General features: G+C 61.2%; 21 protein-coding genes. All 21 read left to right on the top strand.

Annotated elements, in window-relative coordinates:
- Positions 1-81: 81 nt before the first annotated feature.
- The 21 genes from DXX99_RS02785 (at position 82) to DXX99_RS02685 (ending at position 18,151) form a co-directional block, all read left to right on the top strand.
- Entirely contained in the window at positions 82-951 is an 870-nt protein-coding gene (locus tag DXX99_RS02785; protein WP_115791996.1) for a Rossmann-like and DUF2520 domain-containing protein, read from the top strand.
- Positions 948-1,790: a 3-methyl-2-oxobutanoate hydroxymethyltransferase gene (panB, locus tag DXX99_RS02780; protein ID WP_115791995.1), complete on the top strand. Its 843-nt coding sequence runs from the start codon at positions 948-950 to the stop codon at positions 1,788-1,790. Before DXX99_RS02785 ends, panB begins: the two co-directional genes overlap by 4 nt.
- The gene (panC, locus tag DXX99_RS02775; protein ID WP_115791994.1) at positions 1,787-2,653 is read left to right on the top strand and encodes a pantoate--beta-alanine ligase; all 867 of its coding nucleotides are present in this window, start codon (positions 1,787-1,789) and stop codon (positions 2,651-2,653) included. The genes panB and panC overlap by 4 nt, the downstream gene beginning before the upstream one ends.
- 3 nt (positions 2,654-2,656) lie before the next feature.
- Positions 2,657-3,007 (top strand): aspartate 1-decarboxylase, encoded by a 351-nt coding sequence (gene panD, locus DXX99_RS02770; RefSeq protein WP_115791993.1) that lies wholly within the window; start codon positions 2,657-2,659, stop codon positions 3,005-3,007.
- 72 nt (positions 3,008-3,079) lie between these two features.
- The gene (nadA, locus tag DXX99_RS02765) at positions 3,080-4,003 is read left to right on the top strand and encodes a quinolinate synthase NadA (RefSeq protein ID WP_115791992.1); all 924 of its coding nucleotides are present in this window, start codon (positions 3,080-3,082) and stop codon (positions 4,001-4,003) included.
- Positions 4,004-4,016: 13 nt separating this feature from the next.
- Positions 4,017-5,606: an L-aspartate oxidase gene (nadB, locus tag DXX99_RS02760; protein ID WP_115791991.1), complete on the top strand. Its 1,590-nt coding sequence runs from the start codon at positions 4,017-4,019 to the stop codon at positions 5,604-5,606.
- A 6-nt stretch (positions 5,607-5,612) separates the two neighbouring features.
- A complete protein-coding gene (gene nadC, locus DXX99_RS02755) occupies positions 5,613-6,443 on the top strand; it encodes a carboxylating nicotinate-nucleotide diphosphorylase (RefSeq protein ID WP_115791990.1) in 831 nt (276 codons plus the stop codon).
- 1 nt (position 6,444) lies between these two features.
- Positions 6,445-7,413 carry a biotin--[acetyl-CoA-carboxylase] ligase gene (locus DXX99_RS02750; RefSeq protein ID WP_115791989.1) on the top strand — a complete coding sequence of 323 codons (969 nt, stop codon included), beginning with the start codon at positions 6,445-6,447 and terminating at the stop codon, positions 7,411-7,413.
- Between the two features lie 5 nt (positions 7,414-7,418).
- On the top strand, positions 7,419-8,183 hold the full coding sequence (locus tag DXX99_RS02745; protein WP_115791988.1) for a type III pantothenate kinase: 765 nt from the start codon (positions 7,419-7,421) through the stop codon (positions 8,181-8,183).
- Positions 8,167-9,147 (top strand): tRNA dihydrouridine synthase DusB, encoded by a 981-nt coding sequence (gene dusB / locus DXX99_RS02740; protein WP_115791987.1) that lies wholly within the window; start codon positions 8,167-8,169, stop codon positions 9,145-9,147. The genes DXX99_RS02745 and dusB overlap by 17 nt, the downstream gene beginning before the upstream one ends.
- 36 nt (positions 9,148-9,183) lie before the next feature.
- Positions 9,184-9,543: a nucleotidyltransferase domain-containing protein gene (locus tag DXX99_RS02735; RefSeq protein ID WP_115791986.1), complete on the top strand. Its 360-nt coding sequence runs from the start codon at positions 9,184-9,186 to the stop codon at positions 9,541-9,543.
- The gene (locus tag DXX99_RS02730; protein ID WP_115791985.1) at positions 9,515-9,922 is read left to right on the top strand and encodes a HEPN domain-containing protein; all 408 of its coding nucleotides are present in this window, start codon (positions 9,515-9,517) and stop codon (positions 9,920-9,922) included. Before DXX99_RS02735 ends, DXX99_RS02730 begins: the two co-directional genes overlap by 29 nt.
- Before the next feature lie 311 nt (positions 9,923-10,233).
- Positions 10,234-10,914 (top strand): fructose-6-phosphate aldolase, encoded by a 681-nt coding sequence (gene fsa / locus DXX99_RS02725; protein WP_115791984.1) that lies wholly within the window; start codon positions 10,234-10,236, stop codon positions 10,912-10,914.
- 13 nt (positions 10,915-10,927) lie between these two features.
- A complete protein-coding gene (gene rbcL, locus DXX99_RS02720; protein ID WP_115791983.1) occupies positions 10,928-12,193 on the top strand; it encodes a type III ribulose-bisphosphate carboxylase in 1,266 nt (421 codons plus the stop codon).
- Between the two features lie 4 nt (positions 12,194-12,197).
- Entirely contained in the window at positions 12,198-13,097 is a 900-nt protein-coding gene (locus tag DXX99_RS02715) for a phosphoribulokinase (protein WP_115791982.1), read from the top strand.
- Complete coding sequence (locus tag DXX99_RS02710; RefSeq protein ID WP_115791981.1) at positions 13,084-13,923, top strand: transketolase; 840 nt, start codon at positions 13,084-13,086, stop codon at positions 13,921-13,923. The genes DXX99_RS02715 and DXX99_RS02710 overlap by 14 nt, the downstream gene beginning before the upstream one ends.
- A gap of 4 nt (positions 13,924-13,927) precedes the next feature.
- Positions 13,928-14,893, top strand: a complete 966-nt coding sequence (locus DXX99_RS02705) for a transketolase family protein (protein WP_115791980.1) — start codon at positions 13,928-13,930, stop codon at positions 14,891-14,893.
- Entirely contained in the window at positions 14,874-16,004 is a 1,131-nt protein-coding gene (gene fbp, locus DXX99_RS02700) for a fructose-1,6-bisphosphate aldolase/phosphatase (RefSeq protein ID WP_115791979.1), read from the top strand. Before DXX99_RS02705 ends, fbp begins: the two co-directional genes overlap by 20 nt.
- A gap of 6 nt (positions 16,005-16,010) precedes the next feature.
- Entirely contained in the window at positions 16,011-16,697 is a 687-nt protein-coding gene (gene rpe / locus DXX99_RS02695) for a ribulose-phosphate 3-epimerase (RefSeq protein WP_205664622.1), read from the top strand.
- The gene (gene gap / locus DXX99_RS02690; RefSeq protein WP_115791977.1) at positions 16,672-17,706 is read left to right on the top strand and encodes a type I glyceraldehyde-3-phosphate dehydrogenase; all 1,035 of its coding nucleotides are present in this window, start codon (positions 16,672-16,674) and stop codon (positions 17,704-17,706) included. The genes rpe and gap overlap by 26 nt, the downstream gene beginning before the upstream one ends.
- Positions 17,707-17,719: 13 nt before the next feature.
- The gene (locus tag DXX99_RS02685) at positions 17,720-18,151 is read left to right on the top strand and encodes a LytTR family DNA-binding domain-containing protein (protein WP_205664618.1); all 432 of its coding nucleotides are present in this window, start codon (positions 17,720-17,722) and stop codon (positions 18,149-18,151) included.
- Positions 18,152-18,187: the final 36 nt, after the last annotated feature.

The following is an 18,187-nucleotide window of genomic DNA, read 5'->3' as shown; positions in this document are numbered from 1 at the left end:
GTAAGGGAAGCAAAGGACCTTCCGGCAACCGTCCGGAGGGTTTTTGTTTTTCTACTGAATCTCTTCCGAGGAGGGGTATTTTTGAAGCGTCCTGCAGTGGCCATCGTGGGGGCTGGCCGGGTGGGTACGGCCCTAGCGGTGGGGCTCAAAGCGCAAGGGTACGAAATAGTGGCGGTGACCAGCCGCACGCGGGCTTCGGCCTGTCTGTTGGCCGGGCGGGTGGGTGCGGAAGTGCTGGCGCCGGCAGAAGCGGCCAGGAGAGGGGATCTGGTTTTCATCACCACACCTGATGATGCCATCGCCGGGACGGCGGAAGCGATAGCAAGGGAGGGAGGGTTTCGCGCTGGGCAGTGGGTGGCCCATACCAGTGGCTCCTTACCGGCGGAGGTGCTCCGGCCGGCCGCTGAAGCAGGGGCCATCGTCTTCTCTCTCCATCCCCTGCAATCCTTTGCCGACCGGGAGACGGCGGCGGAGCTCCTGGCCGGAAGCTTTTTCGTGTTCGAGGGGGATGAGAATGCCGAGGAGCTGGCCCGGACCCTGGTGGCCGATCTCAAAGGCTCCTTCTGGCGTCTTCGCTCCGAGGCCAAGCCTCTTTATCACGCCGCTGCCTGCGTGGCCTCTAACTACCTGGTAAGTCTTTTGCACTTCATGAAGAGGCTGGCCGTGCGGGCCGGCCTGCCCGAAGAGCAGATAATGCCTGCTTTCCTTCCCCTTATCCAGGGGACTCTGCGGAACGTTCTAGCGCTGGGTGCCGTGGGGGCTCTTACCGGGCCAGTAGCGCGGGGGGACCAGGAAACCATAAGGCGCCACAAGTCAGCTCTTGATCCTGAGGAGTGGGAGATCTACCGCGTTCTAGGTCTCTATACTCTAAAGATAGCGCGGGATAGGGGCTTAGCGGAGGAGAAGGTCAGGGCGCTTGAGGAGATCTTGGGAGGGGGTAAGAACGCGTGAACAAGGTAACCACGGCTGACTTCAAACGCTGGAAAAGGGAGAAGCGCCTTATCACCATGCTCACCGCTTACGACTACTCCTTGGCCCGCTTGGTGGACGAAGCGGGCATCGATGCCATCCTGGTAGGAGACTCGGTGGGTAACGTGGTGCTGGGGTATCCCAACACCCTGCCAGTGACCATGGAGGAGATGTTACACCACACCAGGGCGGTGGTGCGGGGGGTAAAACGGGCCCTGGTGATAGGGGATATGCCCTTCCTCTCCTACCAGGTGAGCAAGGAGGAGGCAATAAGGAACGCCGGGCGCTTTCTAAAAGAGGCGGGGGCGGAAGCGGTGAAGCTGGAGGGGGGAGAAGAAGTTGCCCCTACGGTGGAGGCTTTGGTTAAAAGCGGCATCCCGGTGATGGGGCACATAGGGCTCACTCCCCAGTACGTCCACCAGCTGGGCGGTTACCGGGTACAGGGGAAGGAAGCGGCGGCAGCCCGTAAGCTTATCCGCGATGCCCAGGCGCTGGCGGAGGCGGGGATTTTCGCTCTGGTGCTGGAGTGCGTGCCCCAGGAGGTGGCCCAGGAGATCACTGCTTCTTTGCCCGTACCCACCATAGGGATAGGGGCAGGCCCCCATTGCGATGGTCAGGTGCTGGTCACCCACGATCTTCTGGGGCTTTACGGAGGCTTCACTCCTAAGTTTGTCAAGCGCTACGCCAACCTGGTGGAGGAGATCAAGAAGGCCTTGGCCGCCTTTCGGGAGGAGGTGCAGAACCGGATCTTCCCGGGGCCGGAGCACTCTTTCTCCATGGCGCCGGAAGAGTACCGGGCCTTCAAGGAGGGGAAAGAATGAGGGTGATAAAGCGACTTTCAGACCTGCGCTCCTGGGTGGTGGCCACCAAGGCTCGGGGAGAAAAAATAGGTTTCGTTCCCACTATGGGCTTCCTGCACGAAGGGCATCTGGCCCTTATCCGCCAGGCGCGGTCCGACCAGGAAGTGGACCGAGTGGTGGTGAGTATCTTCGTCAACCCTTTACAGTTCGGCCCCCGGGAGGACTACCGCGAATACCCACGGGACTTGGAGCGGGACCAAAAGCTGGTAGAGGAGGCCGGAGCTGACCTCCTTTTTGTGCCCTCGGTGGAGGAGATGTACCCTTCGGGTTTTGCCACCTACGTGGAGGTTACCGGACAGCTAACTTCGGTGCTCTGCGGTCGGTCGCGTCCCGGCCACTTCCGGGGGGTAGCCACGGTGGTGGCCAAGCTTTTCAACCTCGTGAGCCCCGACTGCGCTTACTTCGGCCTTAAAGACGCCCAGCAGGTGGCGGTCATAAAGCGGATGGTGGAGGATCTCAACTTCCCGGTGAAGATAAAGGTGCACCCGACGGTGCGCGAGGCGGACGGACTGGCCCTGAGCTCCCGCAACACCTACCTCAGCCCAGAAGAGAGGAAGGCGGCCACGGTGCTCTTCAGGGCCCTTAAGGAGGCCGAAGAGGCGGTGAAGGCGGGAGAAAGGGAGGCTCGCCTCTTGCAAGAGAAGCTGAGCCGCACCATCCAGGCGGAGCCTCTGGCCCGGCTCGATTACGCGGAGATTGTGAGCTGGCCCGATCTCGAGCCGGCGACCCTCCTTCTGCCGGGAAGAACCTACCTCCTAGCGGTGGCCGCCTACTTCGGCCGGGCCCGCCTTATCGACAACCTCCTGGTGGAGGTGAAGGAATAGACCATGCAGTTGGTGCTTTTACGTAGTAAGATTCACGGGGCTACGGTGACGGAGACCAACCTTCACTACCAAGGGAGCCTAACTCTGGACGAGGCCCTCATGCGGGCTGCAGGCATATTCCCTTACGAGCAAGTGCAGGTGGTTAATCTCAACAACGGGGCGCGGCTGGAGACTTACGTCATACCCGGTCCGGAGGGTTCGGGGGTGGTCTGCCTCAACGGCGCGGCGGCCCGGCTGGCGGTTCCCGGGGACAAGGTAATCATCATGGCCTATGCCTGGGTGACCGAGGAGGAAGCGGGGAAGATGAAGCCGCGCGTGGTCCTGGTAGACGAGCGCAATCGGGTTGTTGCTTGACAGTAATTGCTTACGTTCCATAAAATCTAAGCAAAATCCGGGCTTTGTGCCTTTCCGGGGAGATGGTGCCCTTTGACTGATGAGGTAAAGGAGCTGCAGGAGGCCATCCTTAGGCTCAAGCGGGAGAAAGAGGCTATCATCCTGGCTCACTACTACCAGCGGCCGGAGATCCAGGATATAGCCGACTTCGTGGGCGACTCTTTGGAGCTTTCCCGCCAGGCGGCCGAGACCCCCGCTAAAGTTCTGGTTTTCTGCGGTGTTCATTTCATGGCGGAAACGGCGGCCATCCTCTCCCCGGACAAGGTGGTTCTTTTACCTGATATCAGTGCCGGTTGCCCCATGGCCGACATGGCCACGCCGGAAGCGGTTAGGGCCCGGAAAGAGGCCCTGGGCGATTGTCTGGTGGTCTGTTACGTCAACACCAGCGCAGCGGTGAAGGCAGAAAGCGACGTGGCCTGTACTTCGGCTAACGCGGTGGAAGTGGTGGGGAAGCTTCCCCGGGAGAAGACCATCCTCTTTATACCCGATCGCAACCTGGGGCTTTACGTAAAGCGCTTTTACCCGGATCGGGAAATAGTCCTTTGGGAAGGGTATTGCTGGGTGCACGAGCATGTGACGCCGGTGCACGTTCGAAAGGCGAAGGAAGCCCACCCGGAGGCCAAAGTTATGGTTCATCCCGAGTGCCGTCCCGAAGTGATAGACCTAGCTGACGCCGTGGCCAGTACTTCGGGCATGCTCCGGTACGCCTGGGAGTCCGAGGCCCGGGAGTTCATCGTGGTAACGGAGGAAGGGCTTCTGCACCAACTCCGCCGGACCTGTCCGGACAAGCGGTTCTACTTAGCCTCCCCTTGTCTGGAGTGCCCCGACATGAAGAAGATCACGCTGGCCAAGGTTTACGAGTCCCTGGTGCGGCTCGAGCCCCGGGTAGAGGTTCCGCGCCCTGTAAGAGAGCGGGCCTACCTCACGGTGGAGAGGATGCTAGGCCTTAAAGGATAAGGGGGCTTTTTAGATGCCCAAACGGTACTTAGTCAACTTTGATCTAGGCGATCTGGAAAGGGTGGAAACCGGTTTCCTGGTGATCGGCAGCGGTATCGCCGGTCTTTACACGGCGCATGCGGCCAGCTCTTACTGGGAAGACATCGTGGTTCTCACCAAAAGGGGCATCGACGATACCGCCACCGAGCACGCTCAGGGGGGGATCGCAGCGGCGGTGGGTCCGAACGATTCCCCCCTTTACCATTACGAGGACACCCTGGCTGCGGGGGCAGGGCTTTGCGACCCTACGGCGGTGGAGATCTTGGTTACCGAGGGTCCGGCCCGGGTGGAGGAGCTCATTCGCTTGGGGGCGCGCTTTGACCGGGCCGACGGCAGGCTCGACCTCACACGGGAAGGGGCGCACACCCGCCGGCGCATCCTGCACGCTATGGGCGACGCCACCGGAGCTGAAATCCAGCGCGTCCTCTCGGAGACGGTGCGAGCCAACCCCAAGATCAAGGTGTTGGAAAACCACTTCCTGGTGGATCTGCTGGTCACTAAAGGGATCTGCTGGGGGGCTTTGGCCCTGGACCACCAAGAAGGGAAGCTGAAGGCTTATTTGGCACCGGTGGTGGTTCTGGCTACCGGCGGAGCGGGGCAGATATACCAGCATACGACCAACCCCGAGGTGGTTACGGGGGACGGCATAGCGGCCGCCTACCGGGCCGGGGCAGAGGTCATGGACCTGGAGTTCGTCCAGTTCCACCCCACCGTTCTCCTACTCGAAGGCGCTCCCCGCTTCCTCATTTCCGAGGCGGTAAGGGGAGAGGGGGGGATCCTACTCAATGCTCAGGGAGAGAGGTTTATGCCCCGCTACCATCCCATGGCCGAACTAGCCCCCCGGGATGTGGTGGTGCGGGCGATCCTCAAAGAACTCGAGCGCACAGGAAGCAGGGTGGTTTACCTCTCTTTGGAGCATCTCAATCCGGAGCAGGTGCACGCCCGCTTTCCCACCATCAGCCAGCGTCTCAAGGCTTATGGGCTTGACCTGGCGCGCGACCGCATACCGGTGGCCCCTGCGGCACACTACTTCATGGGTGGGGTAAAAACCGGTTTTCACGGTGAAACTTCCTTGCAAGGGCTTTATGCTTGCGGGGAAGTGGCCTGTCCCGGGGTGCACGGGGCCAACCGCCTGGCTTCCAATTCGCTTTTAGACGGGCTTGTTTTCGGCGGCCGGATAGTGGAGCACGCCAAGAGGGTTAGACCGGAAAAGGTCTTCTCTAAGGCCGAGGCCAAAGGGGAGGGGCTCATTCCCGGTCCTCCGATAGACTACGCCCGGCTCAAGCTGGAGCTGAAGGAACTCATGCAGACCCATGTGGGGCCGGTGCGTTGCCGTAAAGGGTTGGAGGAAGCTTTAAAAGCTTTAGCCCAGTGGGAGACCCTCAACAACTACGAGGCTACTTCTCTGGAAGAGATGGAGTTCAAGAACATGCTGGAAGTAGCGTACCTCGTGGCAGAGGCGGCTTTAATGCGCACCGAGTCGCGGGGAGGACATTACCGCTCGGACTACCCTGAACCCCGTCCTCGCTGGCAGCGGCATTTAATCTTTCGTCGGCAGGTGTAAGTTTCGATGTATTTAGGGGAATGGGACGAAATCATCATCCGGGCCTTGCGGGAGGACATAGGTCCGGGGGATATCACCACCGAGCTTTTAGTGCCGCTAGAAAAGACCGGCCGCGGCATCATCCTCACCAAGGAGGAGGGGGTGGTGGCGGGCTTGCCGGTGGCGGCCCGGGTTTTTGCCTTGCTGGACCCCCGCGTTGCTTTCCTCCCCCAGGTAGAAGAAGGAGCGCGGGTGGGCAAGGGAGAGGTGCTGGCCCGAGTGGAGGGACCGCTTAGAGGGATACTGATGGGCGAAAGGGTAGCTTTGAATTTCCTTAGGCACCTCTCCGGCATAGCCACCCGCACGCGAGCCGTGGTGGAGCTGGTACAGGACTACCCAGTGCGCATACTAGATACCCGCAAGACCACGCCGGGGCTCAGGAGTATGGAGAAGTACGCCGTGCGGGTAGGAGGGGGAAGCAACCACCGCTTCGGCCTTTTTGACGGCATCCTTATTAAGGACAACCACATCCGGGCGGTGGGGAGCGTGGCCGAGGCTGTGCGGAGGGCGCGGGAAGGAGCTCCGGCCACTTTAAAGATCGAAGTGGAGACCAAGAGCCTGGCGGAGGTAGAGGAAGCTTTGGCCGCCGGGGCTGACATCATCATGCTGGACAACATGCCGGTAGGGGAAATGCGGCGGGCGGTGGAGTTGGTGAAGGGGAGGGCGCTGCTCGAAGCTTCCGGCGGTATCACCGAGAAAAACGTGCGAGAAGTGGCAGCCACAGGTGTGAATTTCATCTCTTTAGGCGCCCTTACCCACTCGGTGAAGGCTTTGGACATCTCCCTGGATCTGGAGTAATATGGACGATCCGCGCTTAAAGATACTGGAGAAGTTGAAGGAAACCGAGGACTTCGTTTCGGGGGCCCAACTGGCGGCGGAACTGGGAGTTTCGCGGGAGGCGGTGTGGAAGCAAGTAAAGCTTCTGCAGGCCATGGGCTTTCCCATCACCGCCAAGCCCCGCCGGGGCTACCGTTTGGAAGGCTGGCCCGATAGGCTTTTTCCGGCTGCTGTCCTTCCCCTCCTGCGGGGGAAGTGGGGCCGTCCTTATCATTATTACCCCCAACTTCAGTCTACCAACGAAATTTTGAAGCAGATGGCCGCCTCTCTCCCCGAGGGGGCGGTAGTGGTGGCGGAGGAGCAGACAGGAGGAAAAGGGCGCCGAGGACGCTCTTGGCACTCACCTCCCGGAGGGATATGGTTTTCCTTGCTCCTGCGCCCGGCCGTTCATCCTCTGGCGCTTCTCTCCCTACCTTTAGTCCTTTCGCTGGCGGCACTGCAGAGCCTTTCCGGCTTTTTCCCGGAGCTCGACTGGGCTTTGAAGTGGCCGAACGACATCCTCTGCCGTGGGAAGAAGCTGGGTGGGGTGCTGGTGGAGGTAGCGGCGGAGACCGAGCAAGTGCACTGGGCGGTGGTTGGTGTGGGGATCAACGTCAATATACCCTTCTTCCCCCCGGAGCTGGAGGGGAGGGCCACCTCTTTGGAACTTTGCCGAGGGAAGAAGTCTTGCCGCCCCTATCTTTTGGCGGCTATTTTGAAGCGGGCGGAAGAGCTTTACTCCCTCTGGTGCCGGGAAGGCTTCACCCCCTTAGCGGAAGACTATCAGGCGCTCTTCCTTTACCGCGGGCGCCGGGTGAGGGTGGAGGAGGAAGGAAGGATCTGGGAGGGGAAAGCGGAAGGGGTAGACGAGAAAGGCAGGTTGGTCTTGCGCTTGGACGACGGCTCACTCCGCTTCTTGCTGGGAGGCGAAGTCACCCTGAGGGAGGTTTGAAGCGGTTGCTTCTGGCTTTAGATATAGGGAACACCAACGTTACGGTGGGGGTTTTCAGGGGAGAGGAACTGATGGCCGCCTGGCGTCTGGCCACTCGCCACGAGCAGACGGCCGATGAGCTAGGGCTTTTGCTGCGCCAGTTCCTGCGGGAAGGAGGCTTCGATCCTGGGTCGGTTACAGGGGTGGTGGTCTCTTCGGTGGTACCTCCTCTCAACCGCGCCGTCGAGGAAGGGGTAGCCAAGTACTTTGGCCGGAAGCCCTTTTTCATAGGTCCCGGAATCCGCACCGGGGTCCCGGTCAGGACGGAAAACCCGCGGGAGGTGGGGGCCGATCGGGTGGTAAACGCAGCGGCGGGTTTCGCCCTTTTCGGCGGCCCGCTGATCGTGGTAGACTTCGGCACGGCTATCACCCTCGACGTGGTCTCGGAAAAGGGAGAGTATCTGGGCGGGGCCATCGCTCCCGGCATAGGCATTGCCTGCGAGGCGCTATTTGCCCGGGCGGCCAAACTACCGCGGGTGGATCTGGTCTCTCCCCCTTCAGCCATCGGACGTAACACGGTGCACAGCATGCAGGCAGGCCTGCTCTTCGGCTTTGCCGGGCTGGTGGACGCTCTGGTGAGTCGCATGTGGGAAGAACTTGGAAGCAAGACCCTGGTGGTGGCCACTGGGGGTATGGCCGAGCTCATCGCCGGCGAGAGCCGCACCATAGACCGGGTGGAACCCTATCTCACCCTGGTGGGATTGCGGATAATCTATGAGCGCAACCGCTGACTTTTTCTCTCTCCTCTTTTCCGGCTTCCCCATAGTGCTGGCTCCCATGGCCGGCATTACCGACCGCGTCTTTCGCTTGGTAGCGCGAGAGGGCGGGGCGCGCCTTTGCTGGACGGAAATGCTACCAGCTCCAGCCTTGGCCCGCTCCCCTGTGGCAAGGAAGCAACTGCTCGACTTTCTGGGAGAAGAAGGAGTGGTAGTCCAGCTTTTCGGTAGCGACCCGGAGGAGATGGCGGAGGCGGCCTTAGTGGTGGAAGAGGCAGGGGCGGTAGCCGTTGACCTCAATATGGGCTGCCCGGTGGAGAAGGTGGTGAAGACGGGAGCAGGAGCAGCTCTCTTGCGCGAACCGCGCCGGGCAGCGGCTATGGTAGAGGCAGTCTGCCGGCGGGTGAAAGTGCCGGTCACCGTCAAGCTGCGCAAGGGCTGGGACGAGAAGAGTCCCCCGGCCTGGGAGATAGCCCGCCTGCTGGAGGAAGCCGGGGCTAAGGCGCTTGTCGTGCACGGGCGCTACCGGCACGAGTTCTTCGGGGGGCAGGCCGACTGGGAGGCTATACGGAGGGTCAAAGAAGCCGTGAAAATCCCCGTCATAGGCAACGGCGATGTGCGAGCCCCGGAAGATGCCCTGCGGATGCTGGCTTCGACCGGCTGTGACGGAGTTATGGTGGGGAGAGGGGCGCGGGGCAACCCTTGGATTTTCACCAGATGCCAGCTGTACGCCCTGAGCGGCCAAATCCCTCCGCCTCCTTCGCCGGCGGAGCGGGTGGCTCAGGGCTTAAAGCACCTGGCCTTATTGCAGGCGCTTTACGGCGATAAGGCGCTCAACCGGGGAAGGATGGTGCTAGATTGGTACACACGTGGCTTACCCGGAGCCTCTACCCTCCGGGGTCAGGCCTACCAGGCCCGCGATTTTGTTACCCTCCGGTCTCTCCTGGAAAGATACCTCTATCAGGTACAAACGTGGTAAACTGGTTTGAGGGAACAGGGTCTGGAGGTTTTGCCAGTGCGGGTCGCCTGGAAGGAAGATAAGCGCCGCAAGCGTCTGCTGCTCAAAGAACTCAAGCGGATCATCTCTTTCTGCCCCCGGTTGAAGTTCAAAAAGCTTTACGTTTTCGGGTCCTTAGTCCGGGATGAGGTGACGGCGGGCAGCGACCTCGATCTTCTCGCCGTGCAGGAAACGGAGCTCCCTTGGCTTGAGCGTCTGGAGGTTTTCTTCAGGGAAGTACAGCCCCGGGTGGCGATCGATATTCTGATTTATACGCCCGAGGAGCTGGCCGAACTCGCTTCCAGCAGGGACTTTGTGCGGCGCATTCTCGAGGAGGGCAGACTGGTTTATGAGGAGAAGCCCGAGGGAAGAAGCTGAGCGCTGGTGGCGCCAGGCGCTTCATGATTACGAGGATGCCCAGTTTTGCTTCGAAGGAAAGAGGTATCACCTAACCTGCTTTTTAGCCCAGCAAAGCGCCGAAAAAGCTTTGAAAGCTTTTCTTTACTCCCGGGGTATTTCGGAGGTTCGTGGTCACTCGGTAGCGGAGCTGGCCAGCCTAGCCGCCAGGTTAGAGCGCTCCTTCAAAGAATTGCACCGTAAGGCGGCTGCTCTGGACAAGTACTACATTCCCACCCGCTACCCTAACGGCTTGCCCGGAGGGATTCCGGCGGAAGCCTTCGACGAGGTCGACGGGCAGAGGGCCCTGGAGCTAGCCCGGTTGGTGATCGACTTTGTAAGTGAGCGGCTGAAAGGATAGATTTTCGGGGGTTCAGAAAATAGGGCAAAATAGGGCACCGGGGAATTCCGGTGCCTTTTGGTTTTTTCTTAAGGAGGGCTTGTTTTTGGCCGGCAGCCTTGAACTTGGAGGCCGTTCGGTCCTACTTTGCGGCCGCCAGGACTGAGGAACTAAACGTGCACTTATCCGTGATGAGCGGTTTTGTACCGGCAACTTCTGCGGTCGGCTAACCGTTTGAACGCTTCTAGCTACTTTTCAAGGGCTTTCTGTTTATCCCTTCTTCTTCCTCCCCTAGAATGAAAGCACGAGGAAGCGAAAGGGGGGAAGAAAACTTGAAGATCTTTCTGGACACAGCCAAGGTAGAGGAGATAAAGCGGGCGGCCGAGTGGGGGGTAGTAGACGGGGTGACCACCAACCCCAGCCTGCTGGCGCGGGCCGGTCGGGCGGATGTAGAGGCGGTGGTGCGGGAAATAGCCTCCCTGGTGGATGGCCCCATAAGTGTGGAAGTGATTTCCACCACGGCGGAGGGCATGATAGAGGAAGCGCGCCGCATCGCTTCGTGGGGGCTTAATACCGCGGTGAAAATCCCCATGACGGAGGAAGGGCTCAAGGCGGTAAGGGTGCTTTCCCGCGAAGGAATAAAGACCAATGTCACCCTGGTCTTTTCCGTGTCCCAGGGCCTGCTGGCGGCCAAAGCGGGGGCCACCTTCGTCAGCCCCTTTATAGGGCGGCTGGACGATGTCTCTCACGAGGGGATGACGCTGGTACGCGATCTGGCCGGTATTTTCTCCCGCTACGGCTTTTCCACCGAGATAATCGCGGCCAGCATTCGCCACCCTCTGCACGTGGTGGAAGCGGCGCGGGCAGGGGCGCACATCGCCACCGTTCCCTTCGGCGTCTTGGCCCAGATGGTAAAGCATCCTCTGACCGATGTGGGCATCCAGCGCTTCCTAGAAGACTGGAACCGTCTGACGACAGAGGCTTTGAGCGCGGCCGGGGCGAGCAAAGTTTAGGAGGTGCGTAATCTTGCGCTACAGCGATTTCGTGGAACTCAACTACACCCCTTCTCCTTCCGACTGCCTGGCCTGCTTCTACGTGGAGCCGGCGGAGGGGGTAGACATTTACGAGGCTGCCGGGGCGGTGGCTTCGGAGTCTTCTATAGGCACCTGGACCGATGTGGCCACCATGAAGCCCAGGATATGGGAGGAGTTGCGGGCGCGGGTGTACGCCATCGAAGGTAATATAGTGCGGATAGCTTACCCCGTGGCCCTTTTCGAGCCGGGGAACATTCCCCAGTATTTGAGCAGCGTAGCCGGAAACGTATTCGGTATGAAGGCGGTAAAGAACTTAAGGCTTTTGGATCTGAGTTTCCCTCCCGAGCTCGTATCCGGGTCGCAGGGGCCGGCCTTCGGCGTCCAGGGAGTGAGGGAGATTTTAGGAGTTCACGGGCGTCCTTTGGTGGGCACCATCGTCAAGCCCAAGCTAGGGCTTGACCCCCGGGAGCAGGCCGAGGTGGTTTACGAGGCTCTGGTGGGAGGGCTTGATCTGGTCAAGGACGACGAGAACTTGACCTCCCAGCCCTTCTCCCCCTTCGAGGAGCGGGTCAAGCGGAGCCTGGAAGCTTGCGCTCGGGCGGAGGCGGAGACAGGAGAGAAGAAGGTTTACCTGCCCAATGTGACGGCGGAGACGGAAGAGATGATCCGGCGGGCGGAGCTGGTAAAGCGGGAAGGTGGGCGCTACGTGATGGTGGACATAGTGACGGCCGGCTTTTCCGGACTCTTAAGCCTGCGCAAGGCCAATTTGGGGCTTATAATCCACGCCCACCGCGCCATGTACGCTAGCTTTGCCCGAAACAAGCGGCACGGCATAGCCATGCTGGTGCTGGCCAAACTGGCCCGCCTGGCCGGTGTAGACCAACTGCACATCGGCACCGTGGTGGGGAAGATGGAGGGGGACAGAGAGGATGTGCTGCGCTGCCACGCGGCGCTGGGCAACGCCTCTCCCGTCTCCGGCGACCTCCTGCGCCCCCAAGATTGGGGCAGCATAAAGCCGGTCTTGTCGGTGGCTTCCGGCGGGCTGCATCCCGGGCATATACCGGACCTCATCTCCATCTTCGGCGTGGACTGCGTGCTGCAGTTCGGCGGGGGAGTGCATGGGCACCCCCAAGGAACCAGGGCCGGAGCCAGCGCCGTGCGGGCGGCGGTGGAGGCGGCGACCGGCGGTCAGAACTTCCAGGAAGTAGTTCGGCGGGAGAAGACCTTAGAGGAAGCCATCATGCATTGGGGAGGTTGATAACATGCGGCGTGAACCTGTGCTGGTGGGTATAGCGGGTGATAGCGGGGCAGGGAAGACCACTTTCGTGCGCAAGTTACAAGAGCTCCTGGGTCCTGAGCGGGTGAGCATCATTGAGCTTGACGGCTACCACTCTCTCAACCGGCAAGAGCGCAAGCTGGTAGGGATCACCCCTCTGCACCACCGGGCTAACAACCTGGGCCTCTTCATCGAGCACCTTTACCGGCTCCGCTCGGGGGAGCGGGTCCTGCGCCCGGTCTACGATCACGAAACGGGGGACTTCGGCGACCCGGTGTGGGTGGAACCCCGCCCCTTCATCTTGGTAGAAGGGCTGCATCCTTTCTGCTTTAAAGTGGCGGCCGATATGTACGATCTCAGAATCTACTACGATACCCACCAGGAGCTGAAGATCCACTGGAAGATCAGTCGGGACGCCTCGGTGCGGGGCTACACCGTGGAGCAGGTGGTAAAGGAGATCCGGCAGCGGCAGTGGGATATCCGTAACTTCGTGGAACCGCAGCTGGCCTACACCGACTTGGTGGTTTGCCTCTACCCGGTGACGGTCAACTCGTCCTTCCAGATCGGCGTGAAGGTTAAGGAGCCGGTGGCCCACTCCTGGTTCAAATTCCTCCACCAGAAAGTTGCGGCCAAGGGACTGGTGCGGGAGTGGGTGGGAGGCCGGGAGATGCAGGTGCTTTCTTTCGAGGAGGAGCTGCCTTACGAAGTAGCCGAGGAGCTGTTGCGGGGAGTGGGTCTGCGGGCAGAGGCGGTGCTGGCAAGGGCGGGTGGCGGAGCAAGAGTAACTCCCTACCAACTCATGTTGACCCTGCTGGTGCTGCGGTTAGAGGAGATATTGGCGGAACGGCAGGAGGTGGGAAGGAGGGAGAGGTATGCTGTTGGCTAAGCTCAACGCCTCCGGGGAGTACCGGGAACTCGAGCGCAAGGCCAGCCTTATAAGGCAGCACGTCATCCGCATGTTGATGCACGCCGGCTCGGGGCACCCTGGCGGGTCGCTGTCGGCGGTGGATATCTTAACCGCACTCTACTTTCGGGTCATGCGCATCGACCCGGAAAACCCCCAGGATCCCGACCGTGACCGGTTCGTCCTTTCGAAAGGACACGCCGCTCCAGCCCTTTACGCGGTCCTGGCCGAGAGGGGCTTTTTCCCCGTCTCCTGGCTGGAGAGCTTGAGGCGTCTGGGTTCCCCTCTGCAGGGGCACCCGGACATGCGCAAAGTGCCGGGAGTAGAGATGTCCACCGGTTCCTTGGGCCAGGGCCTGTCGGTGGGGGTGGGTATGGCGCTGGCCGCCAAGCTACGGGGCAGCGGCTGCCGGGTCTTCGTTCTCCTGGGAGACGGGGAGTGCCAGGAGGGGCAGGTCTGGGAGGCAGCCATGGCGGCGGGGCACTACCGCCTTAACAACTTGGTGGCCATCGTGGACCGCAACCGGCTGCAGATCGACGGGGAGACGGAGAAAGTCATGGCGCTCGAGCCTTTGGCCGCTAAGTGGCGGGCCTTCAACTGGTCGGTCATCGAGATTGACGGCCACAATTTCGAAGAGATAGTTCCTGCCCTGGAAAGGGTGGGTTATGCCCAGAAGCCCACCGCCATCATTGCTCACACCGTCAAGGGAAAAGGGGTTTCCTTCATGGAAAACCAGGTGGACTGGCACGGGGTGGCTCCCACCAAAGAGCAAGGCCTCCAGGCTCTGAAAGAACTCGGGGGGAGGTGAGAAGATGACCAAACCCATGGCTACCCGCGAGGGGTACGGCCAGGCCTTGGTGGAGCTCGGCCGTCGCAACGAACGGGTGGTGGTCTTGGACGCCGATCTTTCCAAGTCCACCCAGACCGTCCGCTTTGCCAAAGAGTTCCCCGAGCGCTTCTTCAACGCCGGTGTGGCGGAGGCCAACCTTATCGGCATGGCGGCCGGTCTGGCGGCGTCGGGCTTCATCCCCTTTGCCTCTACCTTCGCCATCTTTGCCACCCAGCGGGCCTACAACCAGATCTTTCAGTCGGTGGCCTATCCGGGCCTCAACGTCAAGATAGGAGCCAGCCACGGTGGAATCACGGTAGGGGAGGACGGGGCTTCGCACCAGGCCATAGACGACCTAGCTTTGATGCGCGCTCTGCCGGGTATGACAGTGCTGGTGCCGGCCGACGCGCACGAGGCTTACCAGGCTACCCTGGCGGCGGCGGAGTGGGAGGGTCCCGTGTACATCCGCCTGGGGAGGCCGGCAGTGCCCCTCATCACCCCTCCCGACCAGCCTTTCACCATCGGCCGGATTCAGGTGCTGCGGGAAGGGGATGATGTGACTCTGGCTGCCTGCGGCCACATGGTGAAGGTGGCCCTGGAGGCGGCGGAGGAGTTGGAGCGCAGGGGGTACAAAGCAGCAGTGCTGAACGTCTCCACCCTGAAGCCTCTGGATCAGGAAACCCTGCTTCACTGGGCTTCCCGCACGGGAGCGGTGGTGACTGTGGAGGAGCACAGCATCATCGGAGGCTTAGGGAGTGCGGTGGCCGAAGTGCTGTCGGAGGAGTGCCCGGTACCCCTGATTCGCTTGGGAGTGCGGGACACCTTCGGCCAGTCGGGCAAGCCGCAGGAGCTCCTGCATCACTACGGCCTCACCGCGGATAACGTGGTAGAGGCCGCCGAGAAGATCATAAAGCGAAAGGGTGGTAAAAATGGCCAAAGTGACACTTAGCGTGATCAAGGCCGACATAGGCGGCTTCGTGGGGCACAGCGCAGTGCATCCCGAGGTTAAGGCAAAAGCTCGCGCCTGCTTGGAGAAACATCCCCTGCTCATCGATCACTACGTAGCTCACGTGGGTGACGACCTGGTGCTCATCATGACCCACGAACACGGGCGCAACAACGGGGAGATCCACAAGCTGGCCTGGGACACCTTCGTGGCCTGCACGGAGGTAGCCAAGAAGCTCAAGCTCTACGGAGCGGGGCAAGACCTCTTAGCTGATGCCTTCTCCGGCAACGTCAAGGGGCTGGGGCCGGGCGTGGCGGAAATGGAGGTGGAAGAGCGGGAGAGCGAGCCGGTGGTGGTCTTGATGGCCGATAAAACCGAGCCCGGCGCCTGGAACCTGCCTCTCTACAAAATCTTCGCCGACCCCTTCAACACCATCGGGCTCATCATCGATCCTAAGATGCACTGCGGCTTCGCTTTCGAGGTAAGGGATCTCATCGAGGACAAAAAGATCATCTTCAACGCTCCAGAGGATCTTTACGACATGCTGGTCTTTATCGGTGCACCCGGCCGCTACGCCATCAAAAGGGTCTTTCACCGGGGCACGGGGGAGATAGCGGCTGTCTCCAGTACCCAGCGGCTCAACCTCCTGGCGGGGCGCTACGTGGGCAAGGACGATCCTGTTTGCATCGTCCGCTGCCAGAACGGCTATCCCTCGGTGGGAGAAGTGCTGGAACCCTTCGCCTTCCCCCACCTGGTTTCGGGCTGGATGCGCGGCTCGCACAGCGGGCCTCTTATGCCTGTGAGCATGGATGACGCCCGCCCCACCCGTTTTGACGGTCCTCCCCGTGTAGTAGCCCTGGGCTTCCAGTTGGCTGACGGCAAACTCATCGGGCCTAACGATTTCTTCAGCGACCCGGCCTTCGACAACGCGCGCCGGGTGGCGCTGGAGATCGCCGATTATCTCAGGCGGCTGGGCCCCTTCGAACCGCACCGCCTGCACCTGGACGAGATGGAATACACCACCATGCCCCAGGTGATGGAGAAACTGCGGGATCGCTTCATCGACCTCCGGTTGGCCAAAAAGGCCAGGGCGGCGGCGGGAGGGGAAGCCTAGGTGGCGGTGAAGGTAGCACCTTCCCTGCTGGCGGCCGATTTCGGCCGCCTGCGGGAGGAGGTGGCGCGGGTGGAGGCGGCGGGGGCCGACCTTCTGCACCTGGACGTCATGGACGGCCATTTCGTTCCCAATATCACCTTCGGACCACAGGTGGTGGCCGCCTTGCGACCGCACTCCCGCCTTCCTTTCGACGTCCACCTGATGATCGAGCAGCCGGAGCGCTACGCAGAGGATTTCTTGGCTGCCGGAGCCGACCTCATAACCGTGCATGTGGAGGCGGTGGTGCATCTGCATCGGTTGCTCACCCGCCTCAAGGAACGGGGGGCAATGGTGGGAGTGGCCCTCAACCCTAGCACCCCGGCGGTTATGGTGGAGGAGGTTCTCCCTCTGGTTGACGTGGTGCTGGTGATGACGGTCAATCCCGGTTTTGGGGGGCAAAAATTTATCCCCGAGGTGGTGCCCAAAATCGCACGTCTAGCCCGTATGATAGCGGCAAAAGAGAAGCAAGTGCTGATCGAGGTCGACGGGGGAATAGACGCCGCTACCGCTCCCCTGGTGGTAGAGGCGGGAGCACAGATCTTGGTGGCTGGCACTTCGGTATTCAAGGCCGACAAAGTAGAGGAGGCCATAAGAGCGCTTAAAGAAGCAGGGAAGGGGGTAGAGGTTTGTGGGCGTAACGCGGATAGGCATTAACGGCTTTGGCCGGATAGGTCGGGCGGTTTTGCGGGCGGCTTTGAACCGGCCGGACGTCGAGGTAGTGGCTGTCAACCATTACTCTCGACGCTTACCGCCAGGCCCCGGCTTCACTTCTTACCTGGCCACGGCCCTCAAGTATGACTCGGTGCACGGGGTGTTGCCTTTGCCGGTCAGGGGGGAGGAGAAAGCGCTGGTGGTAGGGGAAAGAACTGTCTCCGTCTTTGCCGAGGCCGATCCGGTTCGCATCCCCTGGGGCGAGTTGGGAGTGGAGGTGGTGGTGGAGGCCACCGGGCGACTGCGCAGCCGGGAAAAAGCTTCTGCTCACCTGGAGGCAGGAGCCAGGAAGGTGGTCATCACCGCCCCGGCCAAGGATGCGGATTTAACGGTGGTCATGGGAGTAAACGAGGGGAGTTACGACCCCACCAGGCACCACATCCTTTCCAGCGCTTCCTGCACCACCAACTGTCTGGCCCCGGTGGTAAAGGTGTTGCACCGGAGATTCGGGGTGGTGCGGGGGCTGGTCAATACGGTGCATGCTTATACCAACGACCAAGTGTTGCTCGACATGCCCCACCGTGACCCTCGTCGTGGGCGGGCTGCAGCAGCCTCCATCATACCCACCACCACCGGTGCTGCTCAGGCCATCGGACTGGTTATGCCGGAGCTGGCGGGAAAGCTCGACGGCATGGCTCTCAGGGTTCCGGTTCTGAACGTCTCTGCGCTCGATCTGGTGGTGGAGCTGGCCAAGAAGACCTCGGCGGAGGAGATAAACGCTGCGCTGGAAGAAGAGGCAAACAACGGACTGCGGGGCATCCTGGCGGTGTGCTGGGAACCTCTAGTCTCCCGTGACTTCATCGGCGATTCCCATTCGGCGGTGGTAGACGCTCCTTCCACCATGGTGGTAGAGGGGCATTCGGCGCGGGTGCTGGCCTGGTACGACAACGAGTGGGGCTACGCCTGCCGGGTGCTGGATCTGGTGTCCTACGTCGGCCAAGGAGGGACTTGAGGAGGGAGGTAGTGTGGGGGGAGGTTTTTGGGGAAGCTTCGGGCAGCGCCTGTGGAACTGCCTAGCGGATGACGGGGGCGAGCGAGAGGAAACCCTGCGCTACATCTCCGGCATCACGCCGGAAGGGAAAATAAGGCTTATACCGGTGCAGGAGATAGTTTACTGTAGCATCCACTCCAAGCGCAGCCTGGTGAAAACCGAGCAGGGCACCTACCTTTCCCGCTTTACGCTCAACGAGCTGGAACGGCGTCTCGCCCCCTTCGGCTTCTTCCGCAGTCACCGCTGCTACATCGTGAACCTCAAGTGGATTGACGAAGTGGTCTCGCTGGCCAAGGGAACCTACGATCTTATTCTCAGCGATGCGGAGCGTACCCGCATTCCCCTTTCTCGCCGGCAGGCCAAGAAGCTACGCAAAATCCTGCGCCTGGAGCGCTTCCGGCTCTAAGTGCCTTCTCCTGCTCTCCTCGGGAGCCCGCCTCTA

Origin of the sequence: Ammonifex thiophilus (assembly GCF_003368535.1) — a bacterium.
GTDB classification, from domain to species: domain Bacteria; phylum Bacillota; class Desulfotomaculia; order Desulfotomaculales; family Ammonificaceae; genus Ammonifex; species Ammonifex thiophilus.
This window is presented reverse-complemented; position numbering and strand designations above follow the sequence as displayed.